This window comes from Halorubrum sp. SP9, assembly GCF_005435015.1.
In the GTDB taxonomy this organism is placed as follows: domain Archaea; phylum Halobacteriota; class Halobacteria; order Halobacteriales; family Haloferacaceae; genus Halorubrum; species Halorubrum sodomense.
Map to the genome: position 1 here is coordinate 73229 of NZ_SGXU01000003.1, position 16801 is coordinate 90029.

Consider the following 16801-nt stretch of genomic DNA (forward strand, 5'->3'; position numbering starts at 1 on the left):
GTCTTGGGCGTTGACACACCCGTCAGAACCGCCAAATATTTGATGTGTCAACGAATACCTCAGCTGGTATGCCCGGTGAATGCCCGTCGTGCGGACGTACTGTCGATCCGGTGTATGATCCTCTCCCCGGCGACTACGATCCAAAAGTCTGGAAGTGTCCGGAGTGCGACGTGATTTTGGGAGTCTCTGCCGAGTAGCGCCGATCAATCCCTCAACACCTCGTTTTGGAGGTGAGCGGCTACATGGTACTGGAGCAGCGGAGGAACCGCGTTTCCGACCTGTGCGTACTGGCTCGTCTTCGTCCCGGTGAACACGAACCAGTCGGGGAACGACTGGAGCCGGGCGCACTCGCGGACTGTGAGCCGGCGGGCGCCCTCAAACTGCGATTCGTGGTGCCCGCGTTCGGTGAGCCGGGCTCCGGTGATCGTCGTCGCCGGGGCGTCGCTCTCGTAGCCGTGCGGCTCGTATTCGGTCGCCTCGCGCGGGTTGTGGTTCGGCGGCCGAATCGGTGGGACCGCTGCCGTCTCGTCGGCCGTAATCGTCGGTGACGGCCGCTTGAGCCGGGCCACCCGGCCGCTGAGGCCAGCACCCGGCCGGCGCCCGGCGAGGATGTCACGGAACCGCTCTCGGGCCTGCTCGCCGTGATCCTGTGCGACGTGGTTCGGCACTTTCAGCGGCGCTGTCCCGGCGCGGATCGCGTTCGCTGGTTCGTCGGATCCGACCATCGGCCGGCGGCCCGCTTTCTGGTGGGGCTCGTTGACCTGGTCGGTGATTTGGAACCCTCCATCCGGGCGAGTCACATGCGTTCCGCCGGTCTTGAGCGTGTGACTCGGTTCGTCTCGACCCCGCCAGCGCGCCGCGGAGGTGCCGTTGTTCTCTCCCTGCGGCCGGTGGTCGCCGACCGGCCGTCCGAGGTCGCCAATCGCCTCTTCGACGGTGACCCACTCGGTGAGTTCTTCGCCGTCGAGCGTCGCCGTCGGCGTCTCGGCGTGAGTCGGCGCCGGGAACCAGCGGCTCGGTGCCGGGAGATCCTCACGGACGCCGATAGTGATCACCCGCCGTCGCGTCTGCGGGACGCCGTAGTCGGCCGCGTTGAGCGTTCGCCACCTGACGGCGTAGCCCGCCTCCCGGAACGCCGCCTCCACGCGGTCCATGAAGTGGGTCGTGATGTTCGTCATCCCGGTCACGTTCTCCATCGTCGCCACACGGGGCTGGAGCGCAGCGAGCCAGTCCGTGAACCGAAAGACGAGACTGTTGCGCTCGTCGCCGATGTCGCGGCCGTCGTTGGCCGTCGAGAACCCCTTACACGGCGGCGAGCCGTGAAGGTACTCGGGGCTGCGAGCACGTTCAGGGAGAATCGACGGGTCGACATCGGTGAGATCGTGGCGGACCGTGTAGCCGGGGAGGTTCTCAGCGTGGGTATCCAGCGCGACCGCATTCTTGTCGACGCCAGCGACGACGTCGAAGCCGGCGGCGTGGATTCCGCAGCTCGCTCCACCGGCGCCACAGAACAGATCGACTGCGGTGGGTTGATCGACCCCGTCTCTCTCTTGAACGCGGCCACCGTCGGTCGCTGCTGCGCGCTCGATCTTCGCGGTGTGGCCGGTCTCGTCTCGGTGTTCGTCAGCGTCGCGAGCGGCCCCGTTCATCAGCTTCGGCTCGCCGGTCCAGTCGCATTCCGAGCAGACTGCGCGGTGCTTCATCGGCCCACCTCAACGTACTCGACGACGTGCGCCGCGTTCTGCTCGTCGTGGTCGACGAACCGCGTCTCGCCCGGCTCGACGTGAACCCGCTCGTTGTGGTCGCACGACAGGCACGTCACCTCGTAGATCCGGTGTCGACGGCGGTCGGCCGCGTCCTCGACGTCGCGCTTCCCGCGGAGGTCGACGTTCGGCGCCGCGCCGACGACCGTCTCGTCGTTACGCATCGCGATCACCTCTTCTCGTCGCGACCGCTTCGCCCGCCGCGGCGATCTCCTCCAGCTCCTCGCTCGGGGAGTCACTCGGTGCGTCGGCCGCCGGGACGAACTCCGCGAGGTCCTCCGGCTGACGGACCACCAGCACGCCCCACACCGGCTTGACGATCGGGTCGCCGCCGACGCGGTGCCGGGCGAGCGGGTTGATGACGCGGCGCCGGACCACGTTGCTCGGGAGGTTCGTGCGGTCCGCGATCCGACTCTCGGCGGCCTCGACATCGATCCGGGAGGTGAACGGCGCAGCCTCCTCAACGAGGATGCGGTAGCCGCGCTTCACCATCGGGTCGTCCGGCAGCACCGCGTCAACAACGTCGTCGTCGACGCCGTCGCGGTCGCCGTAGACCTCGCGGAGCGCGGCCCGGATGGCCTCCGACTTTGAGCCGTGGTCCTCGGCCGCGTCGTCGAGCGCGTCGAGGAGGTCGTCGTCGCTCACTCGGGCCGCCACGCGCTGGCCGGCGGAGTCGGCGCTCATCGGGCCACCCCGCTCCGCCTGCGGCCGCTCGGGCGGTCGCATAATGCGCACCGCCGCGCGCGCCGCCTGCTGTTTGCGCGTGAGAGCGCGGCGTGCGTCCCGCGGGGGAGAGACCGATTTGCCACCCCTCCCCCCGCTGTGTGACACAGAGCCGGAACGGCCGCATCGTCCTTGTTACCCCCAGAGAACGCGGCCTCGGGCTGTGTGACACGGTCGATGTCTGTCACACGGAACGCATCGATCATCGGCTCACCCCCTCGCCGAGCAGGTGGCGACCGTCGGTCACGGGATCGCGGTGACCGTCGCGACCGCCGTCAGCGCGGAGCTGCTGTTCGTGTTCGTGGACCTTCTCGCGAGCGACCCGGAGCCGGTTCGAGACCGTGCCGGGCGACGAGTAGCCCTGTGCGCGCTGGAACTCGCGGACGCCAGTGTCCCCGAGTTCGCACGCCAGATACGCCTCGCGCTGCTTCTCCGTCAGGTACGGGTAGCGGCGCTCGGCGGCGTCGGCGGCGTCGAGGTCGCAGATCCGGACCGTCCGCCCGTTGATGTCGCGCTCCGGCGTGACGCCGGTCCACGCAGCCTTTCTGACGGCGCAGAGGTGGACGCAGGGGCCGTCGTTGTACTCCCACCCCTTACAGTCGCAGAGACCGACGTGGTGGTCTCCCTCGCGAGCGAGAACGACGTGGTGCCACTCCTCGCCGTCCGGGGAGCGCACCTTGAATCCGAGCCGGGAGACGGTCTCGATGTCGGACTCGTAGGGCTCCGCCTTGTTCCACGAGGTGTCGTCCGTGCCGGCGAGTCGGTCGAAGTTGATCGACTCGCCGATCTCGGTGTCGACGCGGCCGAACTCCTCGAACCGTCCTCCGGAGCGAGACCGGCTCATGGGGGCGAACACCCCCGAACGAACGTCCCGACAGCACCCGCGTGTCTGTCGAGAACGTGGTCGCGAACGGATTCCGCGACATCCTCCGGCGGGACCTGCTCCTCGTGGATGTAGGTCGACTCGACGACGACTTGATCGTCGCTGACCATCGTCTCGGTCAGGACGTTGACGTGGTAGAACTCGCCGTCGCGACGCTCGTAGCCGTTCCACCCGGCGCCGTCGCTCCAGAGCTGGAGCCGCGCGTCGCACTGGTCCGACTCGACCGGCTGAAAGAGCCTGTCGACGCGAACGTTCTCGATCCGCTCGCGCTCGATTTCGAGGGTGCCGCCCTCGACGTCGATCTCGATGTCGACCGTCTCGTCGCTATCGCGACGAGTACTCATGATTCACCCCCGTCCACTTCGAAATTCGCACGACGGCGTCGGGCGGCGTTACGAACCTTGTTGAACTCCGATTTTTCCCGGCGTCTTCTGAAAATGCGGCCTACCGGCTCACGTCTTCTACGGACCGAAATCACCGGTCTCGGGATGGACCCGAAACCGCTGAGAAGCGGGTATCCGCCCTCCCCGAATTGAACGGGGGACAAGTCGATCTACAGTCGACTGCTCTACCAAGCTGAGCTAAGGGCGGTTACCGAAACGTAGCCGCTGGATCGGACTTAAGCGTTCCCTTTCAGAACCGGTGTGATCCGCCGTACCGCGGCGCCGATCGACCGACCCGGGCGCCGCGGCGAAGCCCTCGTGTCCGCGCTCGCCGCGCGGCAATTAAGTCGCTCGCGGCGGGAGCGGGGGCATGGCCGACGGCGACGACAGACAGGCGACGTTCGGGTCCGACGGAAGCCTCGAGACCGAGACGACGCCGGACGCGACGGGCGAGAACGACTACGGCGAGGAGAAGGGGCCGAACGAGACCGACGGCGGGTACAGTCGGTACGTCGTCTCCAGCCTCCTCCAGAAGGCGGTCAGGCGCTCCGACGAGGAGGTCGCGGCGTGGGCGGCGTGGGAGCTTGCCCGCTCGGGGTACGCCTGGAACCTCTGGGACCGCTTGAACCTCTACGTCGTCGAGGACCTCCGCGCGGGCGACGAGGTCGCGCTCCTGATCGAGCGCTACGAGGAGCTCGCGACCGAGCGCTGGGAGCCGGACGCGTGGAAGGGCCGCCTCTGTGCGATCCACGCCGCGCTCGCGGCCGCTCGCGCTCGCTCGACCCGCGAGGCGTCGAACGCGGACGCCTACTTCTCCGCGGTGGCCGAGATCCGCGCCGAGGCCCGCGAACGCGGCGAGGAACCCGCCCACGACTTCCCGGTCGGCGACCTCGAACCCGACGGGAGGTTCGACGCGGTCTTCGACGGCCACACCGGCGAGGGGTCGAAGCGGGGTCGCGGCACCCGGTTTTTCAAGACCCACGGCGCCCGCGTCGGCCCGGAGGGCGAAGACGAGCAGAGCGCGCGCTGGCAGCGGCTCGCGATGCTGCTCGACGAGGACGTCGAGTACGACGCCGCCGAGCTCGACCGGGCCGTCGAGCCGGTCGACTCCGAGGATCCGTGGGAGAGTCCGGAGTCGACTGGTGACGATTCCGAACCTGACGATCCCGGAGACGATGGGGCTGAAGACGACGATCCCGAAGTCGACGGAACCGGGTCGCTCACCGACTTCGCGGAGTGAGGATCGCCCGGTCCGTCAGCGCCGTCGACGGTCCCGTCCCTGTCGATCCCCGCTTCCGTCAACCCTTATGACCCGGGCCGCGTAAGTGGGCCCATGACAGACGTCGCAATCGTCGGCGGTGGACCCGCCGGACTGAGCGCGGGACTGTTCGCGAGCAAGAACGGACTCGACACCGTCCTCTTCGACACGGACGGGACGTGGATGCACAAGGCGCACCTGTTCAACTACCTCGGCGTGGGCTCTATCGGCGGCAGCGAGTTCATGGCGACCGCGCGCCAGCAGGTCGACGACTTCGGCGTCGACCGCCACCAGGGCGAGGAGGTCACCGGCGTCGAGTCGGCCGGCGACGGCTTCACGGTCTCGACCGAGGAGGGCGAGTACGACGCCGACTACGTCGTCCTCGCCACGGGCGCGAACCGCGACCTCGCGGAGGAGCTGGGCTGCGAGTTCGACGACGACGACACCGTCAGCGTCGGCGTCTCGATGGAGACCAGCGTCGAGGGCGTCTACGCGACCGGCGCGATGGCCCGCGCCGAGGAGTGGCAGGCGGTCATCTCCGCGGGCGACGGCGCCGCCGCCGCGCTCAACATCCTCTCGAACGAGAAGGGCGAGCACTACCACGACTTCGACGTGCCCGACACCGCGGCCAGCGTGTTCGGGGACCTGCGCGACGACGGGGAGTAGGCGCGACGACGGGGAGTAGGGGACATTTCGGCGCGCCCTCCCGCGCGAGCAGCGCGACCCGTTCCGTTCAGCGACGCGACAGCCGACGACGAATTCTCCTCGTCGCTCGACGCGTCCCGCGAGCGGCACGCATCGCCGCGAACGCGCCGCGGACGAACCAGTCGGCCGGGATCCGGTCGGGGAAGGTCAGCGGGCCGACCCGCGAGACGCCGACGGTCCGCGTCTCCGTGTAGCGCTGAATCCCCTCCCGGCCGTGCCGACGCCCGAGCCCCGAGTCGCCGAACCCCCCCATCGGCGCGTCGACGGCGCCCCACGTCGCGAGGAACGCGTCGTTGACGTTCACCGTGCCGCAGTCGATCTCGCGGGCGAGCGCCGCGCCGCGCTCGCGGTCCCCGGTCCAGACGCTCGCGTTCAGGCCGTACGGCGAGTCGTTCGCGGCCGCGACCGCCGCGTCCGCGTCCGGCACTGGCGTCACCGCGGCGACGGGGCCAAACGTCTCCTCGCAGGCGACCGTCGCGTCCGGGTCGACGCCGGTCAGGATCGTGGGGTCGTAGCAGTACGGCGCGACGTCGGGGCGAGCTCGCCCGCCGGTCTCGACGGTCGCGCCGCGCTCGCGGGCGTCAGCGACGTGCGACTCGACGCGCGCCAGCTGGTCGGCGTCGACGAGGGAGCCGAGGTCAGCGTCGTAGTCGTAGCCGGTCCCGAGCGTCAGCGTCTCGGTCTCGCGGACGAACGCGTCGAGGAACGCGTCGAACGCGGACTCGACGACGTAGATCCGCTCCGCCGAGAGGCAGAGCTGGCCCGCGTTCGAGAAACAGGCCTGGACCGCGCCGCGGGCGGCCTCGTCGACGTCGGCGTCCCCGAGGACGACGAGCGGGTTGTTGCCGCCGAGCTCCAGCGAGCAGCCGATCAGGTTCCGCCCCGCGCGCTCGGCGATCGTCCGCCCGACCGACGTGCTGCCGGTGAACGCGACGTAGTCGACCGCGTCGATCAGCGGGGGGCCGACCTGAGGGCCCTCGCCGGTGACGACCTGGAAGAGGCCGTCGGGGAGGCCGGCGACCTCCAGTAGTTCGGAGCACAGGAGGGCGCCGTACGGCGTCTTCTCGTCGGGTTTGAGCACGACCGCGTTGCCCGCGGCCAGCGCCGGGACCGCGTCGGCCATCGACAGGGTGAGGGGGTAGTTCCACGGCGAGATCACGCCGACGACCCCGACCGGCTCGCGGGTGACCGTCGCCGTCGCGATTCCGGGCGCGACGCCCCGCCGCCGCTCCGCAGCGAGCGCGTCTGGCGCCTCGCCAGCGACGTACGCGCAGCCGGTCGGCACGTCGAACACCTCCTCGACCGCGGTGCGCCGGGACTTCCCGGTCTCGACCTGGAGGACGTCGAGCAGCTCCTCGCGGCGCTCCGCGACGAGGTCGCCGAACCGCTCGACGATTCGGGCGCGCTCCGCCGCGGGCGTTTCCGCCCACTCCGCCTGCGCGTCCCGGGCGCGCTCGACCGCGGCCTCGACGTCGCCCGCGTCGCAGGCCGGGACGCTCCCGATCCGCTCGGCGGTCGCCGGAGCGAACACGTCGATGCGGTCGCCGCGGTCGCTCGCGTCGTCGTCCGCGGGCCGCGAGCGCGTCACGCGCTCGGTGAGGCCGTCGAGCCGTCGGGGCGTGAGGGTCGGCGCGTTGCCGACCGCAACGGGGGGATCCGTCGGGGGCATCAGATACCGAACGGACGGTCGGCCGAGGGAAAGCCGTGCCGGTCGGGCTACTCGGCCGCGTCCGCGGTCCCGTCGGCCGACTCCGCCGGGGCGTCGGTCTCGGAGAGCATCTCGATCACTTCGAGCAGCAGCGACACGACGAGCGGGCCGACGATGACGCCGATCGCGCCGAGCGTGAGGATCCCGCCGACGAACCCGACGAAGTACAGCCCCGGAGAGATCTTCCCGGTCCAGTCGGCGAGCTGGGTCCGGATCACCGCGTCCGGGACGAAGCCGATGACGACGATCCCGATCACCAGCACGGCGACCGCGCGTCCGGTCTCGCCGACGAGCGCGTCTCCGGCCCCGAGCGCGACGACGAGGACGCTCGGGCCGAGGACGGGGATGAACTGGAGGATCCCCGCGATGACGGCCAACAGGACCGGCGACCCGTACCCCAGCGTCCAGAACACCCCGAGCGCGAGGACGAACGTCCCCGCCGCGGTCGCGGCCTGAAGCACGTAGATCGAGTACAGCGTCCGCCGCGTGCGCTCGTGGAGCCGGGTCGGGATGTCGTGGTACGTCGCCGGGACGACGCCGAAGAGCGCGGTCCCGACCGCGCCCGGCCGATACAGGATCCCGTACACTAGGAAGGTGAACACGATGAGCTGTAAGACGAGCACCGGCGCAGCGCCGGCGACCCCGAGCGCGACGTCCCGGATGAACGTCTCGGCGGCCGCGACGTACGGGGCGACCTCGACGGTCGTCTGGAAGCCGCCGACGCTGATCGGGACGGCGTCGGGGATCTGTCGGAGGATCGCGATCAGCTGCGACCGACGGCGGTACAGCGCGTACAACAGCGGCGCCACGAGCAGGGTTGCGCCGAGGAAGGCGACCGCGGTGGTGGCGGCGCACGCGATCCGCCGCGAGAGGCCGTGACCCACGAGCTGCTTGCGAACCGGATAGAGGACGTACGCGACGGTGACCGCGAACACGACCGTCCGCAGCACCTCCGCCAGCACGACCGCGGCGAGGGTGGCCGTGAGGACGAGCAGCACGCCCAGCAGCCGTTGGCGGTTGATACCCATGCTCCGACGTCTCGATCCCCGAGGATAGTCGTTGGGGTGCGAGCGCGGACGTCGGTCCGTGCGCCGGTGAGCGACGGCGCCGGCGGCAGTGAGTCGCCGGCAACCACAGCACCTAACCTCGCGCCCGCCCGAGAGCCGGTATGCGCATCGACCCGTTCGGCCTCGAACGCTGGTTCGCGGAGCACGAACACGAGGCCGACATCATGCTGGCCGAAAGCGGCATCCGGTCGCTCGACGCGGACCGGTTCGACCTCGACCCGGGGAAGCTCGGCTACGTCATCCCGACGAACGGCGACCCCGAGTTCCGGGCGTCCGTCGGCGATCGCTACGACCGCGCCGCCGACGAGGTGCTCTTCACCTGCGGCACGCAGGAGGCGAACTTCCTGACGTTCCTCTCGCTGCTCGGCGACGAGGGCCCGGTCGACGGGGGGGCGGGGAACGGAAACGGGGCCGACGCCCCGCCTTCCGGCGTCGGCTCCGGCACCCACGCGGTCGTCGTCACCCCCACCTATCAGGCGCTCCACGCCGTCCCGGACGCGTTCGGCGGCGTGAGCCGCGTCGAACTGGAGCCGCCGGAGTGGGAACTGGACCCCGAGGCCGTCGCTGACGCCGCCCGCGACGACACCGCCGTGATCGTCGTCAACAACCCGAACAACCCTACCGGGCGGTACCACGACGAGGCCGCGATGCGGGCGGTCTACGACGTCGCCGTCGACCGCGACGCCTACCTGCTCTGCGACGAGGTGTACCGCCTGCTCGCCGAGGACCCGCAGCCGCCGGTGGCGAGCTACGGCGCGCACGGCATCTCCACCACGAGTCTCACGAAGGCGTACGGCCTCGCCGGACTTCGCTTCGGCTGGATCGCCGGCCCGGAGCCGGTCGTCGAGCGCGCGTGGCGCTGGAAGGACTACACCACCATCTCGCCAAGCCTCTTCGGCCAACACGTCGCGAAGCAGGCGCTCGGCCGACGCGAGGACCGCATCCTGTCGGAGAACCGCGAGCTGGCGACTGACCACCGCGAAACGGTCGCGGAGTGGGTCGACGACCACGACCTCGACTGGCTCGACCCCGTCGGCGTCAACGCGTTCGTAACCGTCCCTGAGGGCTTCGCGGACGCCGAGGCGTTCTGTCGGACGGTCGTCGAGGAGGCGAGCGTCGTCCTCGCGCCCGGCGGCCTGTTCGGGTTCCCGAATCGGTTCCGGATCGGGTTCGGCCTCCCGACCGACGAACTGGAGGAGGGTCTCGACCGGGTGAGCCGCGTGATCGAGGCGGCCGACGGCGTCGACGCCGCCGCCGACCGCGCGACCACCGAAAGCGGGGGTGACGCCTGATGGGTCTGCTCGGTGACCTCAAAGACGACGTGGTCGGCTTCGTCCGCGACCCGACCGACGAGCAGAAGGTGCTGTTGGTGGCGTTCGTCGCTATCGCGGTCGCGGACCGCGCCCTCTACTTCGTCGACTTCCCGTTCGTCGTCCGGACGACGGCCGCGGTCGGCGTCGGCTTCATCGTCATGTTCCTCGTCAGCTACCTGTACACGGGAGGGCTCGTCCCGCCGGACGGGAACGTCGACGACGACGACGAGCCGGAGGAGTACGTCGACGAGCTCGACCCGTAGACCGGTTCCTCGGGCCCGGTCCGGCCGCCGCGGCTCTCTCGGCCGTTACGTCGCCGCGGCCGTCACCGTCACACCCGACGGTCGACTTCACCCCTCCGCCCCGCTCTTCCGCCCCGTGACCGGGCGTGAACGCCGCTTCGAGCCGCGTCCCGACGGCGTTCCAAACCGTTTATACACGCGCCGCGGGAAGTAGCGCCTATGCCGCGAGAGCAGAAGCAGGTTCGCGAACTCCAAGAGGGCAGCTACGTGATGATGGACAGCGCGCCCTGTAAGATCAACCATTACAGCACCGCCAAACCCGGAAAACACGGCAGCGCCAAGGCCCGCGTCGAGGGGAAGGGCGTCTTCGACGACAAGAAGCGCTCGCTCTCGCAGCCGGTCGACGCGAAGGTGTGGGTCCCGATCATCGAGCGCAAGCAGGGACAGGTCGTCAACGTGAGCGGCGACGAGGTCCAGGTGATGGACTTAGACACCTACGACACGTTCACGATGCGTATCCCCGAGGGCGAGGAGTTCACCTCGGACGACAACATCGAGTACCTCGACTACGAGGGCCAACGGAAGATCATCGGGTAGCCGGCATGTTCCCCGGGGCGACGACCGACCGCGAAGCTGCTTCCTACGTGGTCGTCGGCGCTCCGCTCGACGCCACGACCACTTTTCAGCCGGGTACCCGGTTCGGACCGGACCGAGTCCGGCGGTTCGCCGAGAGCTGCGACGACTACGACCGCCGCACCGACAGTCGCTTCTCCGCGCTGGGCGTCCACGACGCGGGCGACGTGCGCCCGTGGGACGACGTGCCGGCGTACCTCGACCACCTCGCCGCCGAACTGCGGAGCGTCGCCTACGACGACGCGGTCCCCCTCCTCGTCGGCGGCGAACACACGGTCACCTACGCGGGCGTCGACGCCGTCGACCCCGAGGTCCTCGTCGTCTGCGACGCCCACCTCGACCTGCGCGAGAGCTACGACGGAAGTCCGTGGAACCACGCCTGCGTCACGCGTCGGTGTCTCGACGACCTCGGCGTCGACCGCGCGGTGATCGTCGGCGCCCGGACCGGCTCCGAGGCGGAGTGGGACCGCGCGGCCGACGCCGACGTGGAGGTCGTCGCACCGGAGGACGCCCGCGGGTGGCTCGACGCGCTCGACGGCGGGCCGCCGTTCGACGCCGACGACCCGCCGTTCGACGCCGACGACTCCGTCTACTGCTCGGTCGACGTCGACGCGCTCGACCCCGCTTACGCTCCGGGAACCGGGACGATGGAGCCGTTCGGGTTGGAGCCGCGGGAGGTCCGCGACTTGGTCCGGGCGGTCGCGCCGCGCGCCGACGGGTTCGACGTCGTCGAAGTGAACGATCGCGACGACGGACAGGCGGCGGCGGTGGCGGGCAAACTGCTGCGGGAGTTCGCGTACTCGCACGCGAGCGCCCGCGACGACGGCTCCGGGTGAGAGCCCCCGCGCGGCGGAACGGAGCGCTACGACACCTCGGAGAGCCGCCGCCGCGCGGCGGTCACCGCCTCCATCGCGTCGATCCACTCGCGGGGGTCGGTACACCAGATGCGGTCCCCTTCGACGCTGACGCAGAAGACGGAGTCGCCGGAGGGAGACAACGTGACGCGGTCGACGTCGGGGCGGTCGCCGAGATACGCGTCGATGAGCCGTCGGGCGGTCTCCGCCTCGGACCGGAGGCGGTCCCCCGCGGCGTACTCGATGGCTATCTCTGTCATGCGCACTACTTGGAACTACACGATTAATAACTACTGTTTTCTGGCAGCGATTGCGCGTTTCGCCGTCGACCCTCGTCGGGCCACCCGAACCCGCCGACTCACCGCCCGTCGAACACGACCTCGCCGTCGACGACCGTCAGCGCGACGTCGACCTCGTCGATCGCGTCGTCGTGCTCCCACGGCGACGCGTCGAGCGCGACGAGGTCGGCCCGCTTTCCCGGTTCGATCGTGCCGAGCCGGTCCTCGTCGAAGCCGGCGTAGGCGGCGCCGCTCGTGTACGCGCGCAGCGCCTCGGTGACGGTGAGCCGCTGCGCCGCCGCGGGGGCGTTGACGGCGTGGTGGACGCCGAACAGCGGGTCCATCGGCATCCCGTCGGAGCCGAACGCGAGTCGGACGCCGGCGTCGAGCATGTCGCGGTAGCGGTTCGTCTCCGCGGTGCGCTCGGGCCCCAGTCGCTCCTCGTAGAGACCGCCCTCCCGCGCCCACTTCAGGAAGTTCGGCTGGACGCTCGCGACGACGCCCGTCTCCGCGAGTCTCCCGATCGCGTCGTCGTCGGCCAGTTCGACGTGTTCGACCCGGTGGCGAGCGTCGCCCGCGTCGGTTCGGGAGGCGTCCGCGTAGGCGTCCACCACGGCGTCGACCGCCTCGTCGCCGATGGCGTGGGCGGTGAACTGGAAGCCGGCGTCGGTCGCGTCCGCCACCGTCTCGTTCAGCTCCTCGGGGTCGACGACCCACTGGCCGGTCTCGTCGGGCGCGTCGGCGTACGGCTCCGAGAGGCGCGCGGTCCGGCCGCCGATACTCCCGTCGGTGTACGACTTGATCGCGCCGGTCTCGACCATCTCGCTTCCGGCGTTCGTCGCGAGGCCGACCTCCCGGACCGCGTCGAGGTGGTCGCTCCAGTAGTTGATCCGGACGCGGGCGGTGAGCTCCCCTGCCGCGTCGAGATCGCGGTAGACGCGGGGGGCGTGCGAGTCTCGGACCATGTCGTGGAAGGCGGTGACCCCGCGGGCGGCGCAGCCTTCGAGCGCGGCCTCGACGATGTCGCGCGTCTCGGACGGATCCGGTTCGACCGCCCGGTAGATCGGGTCGATTGCGGCTTCGAGGAGGACTCCGGTCGGCTCGTCGTCGTCGTCGGTCGGCACCGTCCCGTCCGGGGCGGCCGCGAGGTCGTCCGCGAACCGGTCGAGCGCGACGCCGTTGACCGCGGCGACGTGCATGTCCTCGCGGAACGCAGCGACCGGTCGCTCGGTCGAGACGCGGTCGAGGTCCGCGCGGGTGAGGTAGCGAGCGTCGGCCCACGTCGACTCGTCGTAGCCGTAGCCGAGCACCCAGTCGTCCGTCCCGTCCCCCTCGTCTCCCTCCTCTCCCGTCGCTTTCGCCACGCGTTCCACTTCCGACGCGCGCTCCGCGAGCAGGTCGACGGCCGCCTCGGGCGAGTCGGCGGCCGAGAGGTCCGCGTGGACGAGGTAGCGACCGACGGTGGTCAGGTGCGTGTGCGCGTCGACGAACCCGGGGAGGAGGACGCGCCCGTCGAGGTCGACCACGTCGGTGTCGACGCCCGCGAGCAGCTCCACGTCGTGCGTCCGGCCGGTCCGGACGATTGCGCCGTCGCGCACCGCGACGGCCTCGTGAACCGCGTCGCCGTCGTCTGCGTCGCCGTCGTCCGGGTCCGCGAGCGTGTGTACCTCCCCGTTCACGAAGATCCGGTCCGCGGCCTCTGTCATGGGAATTCGGGGGGCACACAGCGTGTTAACCGTTCGGGAAACGGCGACCGCGCCGGTCGGGAACCGGCGACCGATTTATTCGCTCGCCCGACGAAGCGCCGCGTATGTACGACGATGTCCTCCTGCCCACCGACGGAAGCGTCGGCGTCGACCGCGCGACCGACCACGCGATCGACGCCGCCGAGCGCTACGACGCGACGCTCCACGTGCTCTACGTCGTCGACAGCGACGTGGTGAACGCCTACTCCGGCGACGAGTTCGTCGACGGCGCCGAGGGCGCCGAGGAGACGCTCGAAGAGACCGGACGCGAGGCGCTCGACGCGGTGGCGACACGCGCCCGTGAGGCCGGCGTGGAGGCGGTCACCGCCCTGCGGTACGGCGTCCCGCACGAGGAGATCCTCCGGTACGTCGACGAGGCGGACGTCGACCTCACGGTGATGGGGTCGAAGACGCGTTCCGGCGACTACCGCCGGATGCTCGGCTCCGTCACCGAGCGCGTCTCCCGGCAGTCCCCCGCCCCGGTGAGCATCGTGAAGACGACCGTCGACGCCTGAGTCCCCGCGACAGTCACAGATAGCTCCGCGCGTCCCTCGCGACCGCCTCCAGCGCCGCCTCCGCGGCATCGACCCGGTCCGCGAGGCTACAGAACCCGTGCGCCATCGCCGGGTAGTGGCGGTGTTCGACCGAGGTTCCCTCGTCCTCGAACCGCTCCGCGAGCGCGACGCCGTCGTCGCGCAGGGGGTCGAACCCGGCGGTGACGACCGTCGCGGGCGGCAGGTCACCCAGGTCGGTCGCCCGGAGCGGCACCGCGTAGGGGTTCGCGGCGTCGACCGGACTGCGGAGGTACCGGTCGTAGAACCACCGCATGTCCCCCCGAGTGAGCAGGGGGCCGTCGGCGTTCTCCCGGTAGGAGTCCGTCTCGAAGTCGCGGCCGGCGATCGGATAGAGGAGCAACTGGCCGGCGGGGGTCGGTAGGGAATCGAACTCCCGGGCACGGAGCGCGGTCGCGACCGCGAGCGCGCCGCCGGCGCTGGTCCCCGACACGCCGATCCGGTCGGCGTCGACGCCGAGTGCGCCCGCGGTTTCCGCGACCCACGCGACTGCCGCGGCCGCCTCGTCGACCGCGACCGGGAACGGGTGTTCGGGGGCGAGTCGGTAGTCGACTGAGACCACGACCGCGTCGGCGCGGACCGCGAGTTCGCGGCAGATCCCGTCGACCGAGTCGAGCGTGCCGAGCGTCCACCCGCCGCCGTGGAAGTGGACGAGGACGCGAGGCTCCGCCGAGTCTTCAACGATGCCCTCGGGACGATAGGTCCGGACCGGTACCTCGCCGTGGGGCCCGTCGAACGCGAGGTCGCGGACGTCAGCCACGGGCGGCTCGGGCGGACCGGCGAACAGCTCGTCCTCTAAGCGTCGGGCGGCCGCGACGGAGAGGTCGCTCCACGCGGGCGGTCCCAGCGACTCGATCTCGTCGATCGCCGCGGCGAGGTCCGGGTCGAGTTCGGCCGCGCGCATGGCGGACCGAGGCGGTGGGACTTTGTAAGTCGGTCGGCAACTCCGGGCGATGGACGTCCGGTTGACCTACGAGGACGGGACGATCCGGGTCGACGCGGACGCCGACCTCGCGCCCGACGCGCTCCCGCCGCTCCCGGGCGTCGAGACGGACCCGCGTTCCGGGACGAGCCGCGCGCCCGCGTACCGCTACGCCGAACTCCGTCGCGCGCTCCGGGTGGCCGGGATCGGCGTCGAGGACCGGGTGCTCGACGCGAGCGACCGCGCCGCCGAGGCGGCCGGGCTGCCGGACGCGCTCCTCACCGACTACGAGCTCCGCGAGTACCAGCGCGAGGCGCTCGACGCGTGGCGCGACGCCGGCGAGCGGGGGGTGATCGAGCTCCCGACCGGCGCCGGCAAGACCGTCATCGCGATCCGCGCGATGGTCGAGGTGGGCGTCCCGACGCTCGTCGTCGTCCCCACGGTGGACCTGCTCGACCAGTGGCAGCGCGAACTGGAGCGCGAGTTCGACCTCCCGATCGGCCGGTTCGGCGGCGGCGAGCAGCGCCGCGAGGCGGTCACGGTGTCGACGTACGACTCGGCGTACCTGAAGGCCGACGGCGTGGGCGACGCCTTCGGGTTCGTCGTCTTCGACGAGGTCCACCACCTCGGCGGCGAGGGCTACCGCGACGCCGCCCGACTGCTCGCGGCGCCCGCGCGGCTCGGCCTCACCGCCACCTTCGAGCGTCCGGACGGCGCCCACGAGGCGGTCGCGGAGCTGGTGGGCGACCGCGTCTACGCGCTCGACGTCGACGACCTCGCGGGCGACCACCTCGCGCCCTACGACATCCGGCGGATCGAGGTGGACCTGACCGACGCGGAGCGCGAGCGCTACGAAGACAGGCAGGGCACGTTCGTCGAATACGTGCGCGACGCGGGGATCACGTTTTCGAGCGGGAGCGACTACCAGGAACTGGTCAAGCGGTCCGGCAACGACCCGGCGGCCCGGGAGGCCCTCCTCGCGAAGCAGGACGCCCGCGAAATCATGATGAACGCCGACCGCAAGGTCGACCGGCTCGCGGAGATCCTCGACCGTCACCGCGACGACCGCGTGATCGTGTTCACGGCCCACACCGACCTCGTCTACCGGCTCTCCGAGCGCTTCCTGCTGCCCGCGATCACCGCCGAGACGGGCGCGAAGGAACGCCGCGAGATCCTCGAACGCTTCCGCGACGGCACCTACGGCCGCGTCGTCGCCGCCAACGTCCTCGACGAGGGCGTCGACGTTCCCGACGCCAACGTCGCGGTCCTGCTCTCCGGGTCGGGCAGCGAGCGCGAGTTCACCCAGCGGCTCGGCCGCGTGCTTCGCCCGAAGGAGGACGGCGGGCGGGCGACCCTCTACGAGCTCGTCAGCGCCGAGACCGCCGAGGAGCGGGTGGCGAGCCGGCGACGATAAGCGGGGGCAGTCGAGAGAAAATATTTAAGTGACGATGGGCGACTGCGACGGTTACATATAAATGACGGTGCGGTGGCGGCGGCTCTGCCGCCGGTTGTAAGAGGCGCGTCGTGCCTCCCTGCGTGCCTGCGAGCGGTCGGAGCGAAGCGGAGGCCGCGAGTCGCACGCGAGAGTGACGGGGTGAACGAAGGGAGCCTCCAGCGAACCGCGAGGCTGGGGGGTGTGAGGAAGTGGTGTTGTGTGAGGTGACCGCTGAGATAGGTAGTAGCCGTTACTGTGGCAGATCTGCGCTCTAAATATCATGAGCTTATTTTATTATATTTATTCGAACACCCCTG

The 16801-nt window shown here is 70.5% G+C and carries 18 protein-coding genes and 1 tRNA gene; 8 read left to right on the top strand and 11 right to left on the bottom strand.

Annotation, left to right across the window (positions count from 1 at the left end; genetic code table 11):
- Window positions 1-203 precede the first annotated feature (203 nt).
- From EXE45_RS03305 to EXE45_RS03330, 6 genes are all read right to left on the bottom strand, one after another.
- On the bottom strand, window positions 204-1703 hold the full coding sequence (locus EXE45_RS03305; protein WP_137693529.1) for a DNA cytosine methyltransferase: 1500 nt from the start codon (window positions 1701-1703) through the stop codon (window positions 204-206).
- Window positions 1700-1927 carry a hypothetical protein gene (locus EXE45_RS03310; protein ID WP_137693530.1) on the bottom strand — a complete coding sequence of 76 codons (228 nt, stop codon included), beginning with the start codon at window positions 1925-1927 and terminating at the stop codon, window positions 1700-1702. Before EXE45_RS03310 ends, EXE45_RS03305 begins: the two co-directional genes overlap by 4 nt.
- Window positions 1920-2447 (bottom strand): hypothetical protein, encoded by a 528-nt coding sequence (locus EXE45_RS03315; protein ID WP_137693531.1) that lies wholly within the window; start codon window positions 2445-2447, stop codon window positions 1920-1922. The genes EXE45_RS03310 and EXE45_RS03315 overlap by 8 nt, the downstream gene beginning before the upstream one ends.
- A 241-nt stretch (window positions 2448-2688) precedes the next feature.
- A complete protein-coding gene (locus EXE45_RS03320; protein WP_137693532.1) occupies window positions 2689-3330 on the bottom strand; it encodes an SWIM zinc finger family protein in 642 nt (213 codons plus the stop codon).
- Complete coding sequence (locus EXE45_RS03325) at window positions 3327-3713, bottom strand: hypothetical protein (RefSeq protein WP_137693533.1); 387 nt, start codon at window positions 3711-3713, stop codon at window positions 3327-3329. Before EXE45_RS03325 ends, EXE45_RS03320 begins: the two co-directional genes overlap by 4 nt.
- A 173-nt stretch (window positions 3714-3886) precedes the next feature.
- A tRNA-Tyr gene (locus EXE45_RS03330) sits at window positions 3887-3960 on the bottom strand.
- A gap of 162 nt (window positions 3961-4122) precedes the next feature.
- On the opposite strand from EXE45_RS03330, the gene EXE45_RS03335 reads away from it, so the two are divergent.
- Both EXE45_RS03335 and EXE45_RS03340 read left to right on the top strand, forming a co-directional pair.
- Window positions 4123-4992: a hypothetical protein gene (locus EXE45_RS03335; protein WP_137693534.1), complete on the top strand. Its 870-nt coding sequence runs from the start codon at window positions 4123-4125 to the stop codon at window positions 4990-4992.
- Between the two features lie 93 nt (window positions 4993-5085).
- Window positions 5086-5676 carry an NAD(P)/FAD-dependent oxidoreductase gene (locus EXE45_RS03340; protein ID WP_137693535.1) on the top strand — a complete coding sequence of 197 codons (591 nt, stop codon included), beginning with the start codon at window positions 5086-5088 and terminating at the stop codon, window positions 5674-5676.
- A 67-nt stretch (window positions 5677-5743) separates the two neighbouring features.
- Here EXE45_RS03340 and EXE45_RS03345 read toward each other — a convergent pair whose 3' ends face one another.
- Window positions 5744-7384: a succinic semialdehyde dehydrogenase gene (locus EXE45_RS03345; protein WP_137693536.1), complete on the bottom strand. Its 1641-nt coding sequence runs from the start codon at window positions 7382-7384 to the stop codon at window positions 5744-5746.
- 47 nt (window positions 7385-7431) lie between these two features.
- On the bottom strand, window positions 7432-8451 hold the full coding sequence (locus tag EXE45_RS03350; RefSeq protein ID WP_137693537.1) for an AI-2E family transporter: 1020 nt from the start codon (window positions 8449-8451) through the stop codon (window positions 7432-7434).
- A gap of 140 nt (window positions 8452-8591) precedes the next feature.
- Here EXE45_RS03350 and EXE45_RS03355 point away from each other — a divergent pair, with 140 nt between their 5' ends.
- The 4 genes from EXE45_RS03355 to EXE45_RS03370 all read left to right on the top strand — a co-directional run bounded on the left by EXE45_RS03355 (window position 8592) and on the right by EXE45_RS03370 (window position 11514).
- Window positions 8592-9782 (top strand): aminotransferase class I/II-fold pyridoxal phosphate-dependent enzyme, encoded by a 1191-nt coding sequence (locus EXE45_RS03355; RefSeq protein WP_137693538.1) that lies wholly within the window; start codon window positions 8592-8594, stop codon window positions 9780-9782.
- Entirely contained in the window at window positions 9782-10066 is a 285-nt protein-coding gene (locus EXE45_RS03360; protein ID WP_092924075.1) for a hypothetical protein, read from the top strand. The genes EXE45_RS03355 and EXE45_RS03360 overlap by 1 nt, the downstream gene beginning before the upstream one ends.
- Window positions 10067-10264: 198 nt before the next feature.
- Window positions 10265-10642 (top strand): translation initiation factor IF-5A, encoded by a 378-nt coding sequence (locus EXE45_RS03365; RefSeq protein ID WP_092924072.1) that lies wholly within the window; start codon window positions 10265-10267, stop codon window positions 10640-10642.
- Window positions 10643-10647: 5 nt separating this feature from the next.
- Complete coding sequence (locus EXE45_RS03370) at window positions 10648-11514, top strand: agmatinase family protein (protein WP_092924070.1); 867 nt, start codon at window positions 10648-10650, stop codon at window positions 11512-11514.
- A gap of 26 nt (window positions 11515-11540) precedes the next feature.
- Here the strand turns inward: EXE45_RS03370 and EXE45_RS03375 are convergent, their stop codons facing one another.
- Complete coding sequence (locus EXE45_RS03375; RefSeq protein ID WP_092924067.1) at window positions 11541-11792, bottom strand: hypothetical protein; 252 nt, start codon at window positions 11790-11792, stop codon at window positions 11541-11543.
- Between the two features lie 98 nt (window positions 11793-11890).
- Complete coding sequence (locus tag EXE45_RS03380; RefSeq protein WP_092924064.1) at window positions 11891-13516, bottom strand: amidohydrolase; 1626 nt, start codon at window positions 13514-13516, stop codon at window positions 11891-11893.
- A gap of 104 nt (window positions 13517-13620) precedes the next feature.
- On the opposite strand from EXE45_RS03380, the gene EXE45_RS03385 reads away from it, so the two are divergent.
- Window positions 13621-14070 (top strand): universal stress protein, encoded by a 450-nt coding sequence (locus tag EXE45_RS03385; protein ID WP_092924061.1) that lies wholly within the window; start codon window positions 13621-13623, stop codon window positions 14068-14070.
- Between the two features lie 13 nt (window positions 14071-14083).
- Here the strand turns inward: EXE45_RS03385 and EXE45_RS03390 are convergent, their stop codons facing one another.
- A complete protein-coding gene (locus tag EXE45_RS03390; protein WP_137693539.1) occupies window positions 14084-15031 on the bottom strand; it encodes an alpha/beta hydrolase in 948 nt (315 codons plus the stop codon).
- Between the two features lie 49 nt (window positions 15032-15080).
- Here EXE45_RS03390 and EXE45_RS03395 point away from each other — a divergent pair, with 49 nt between their 5' ends.
- Entirely contained in the window at window positions 15081-16463 is a 1383-nt protein-coding gene (locus tag EXE45_RS03395; RefSeq protein ID WP_137693540.1) for a DEAD/DEAH box helicase family protein, read from the top strand.
- Window positions 16464-16801: the final 338 nt, after the last annotated feature.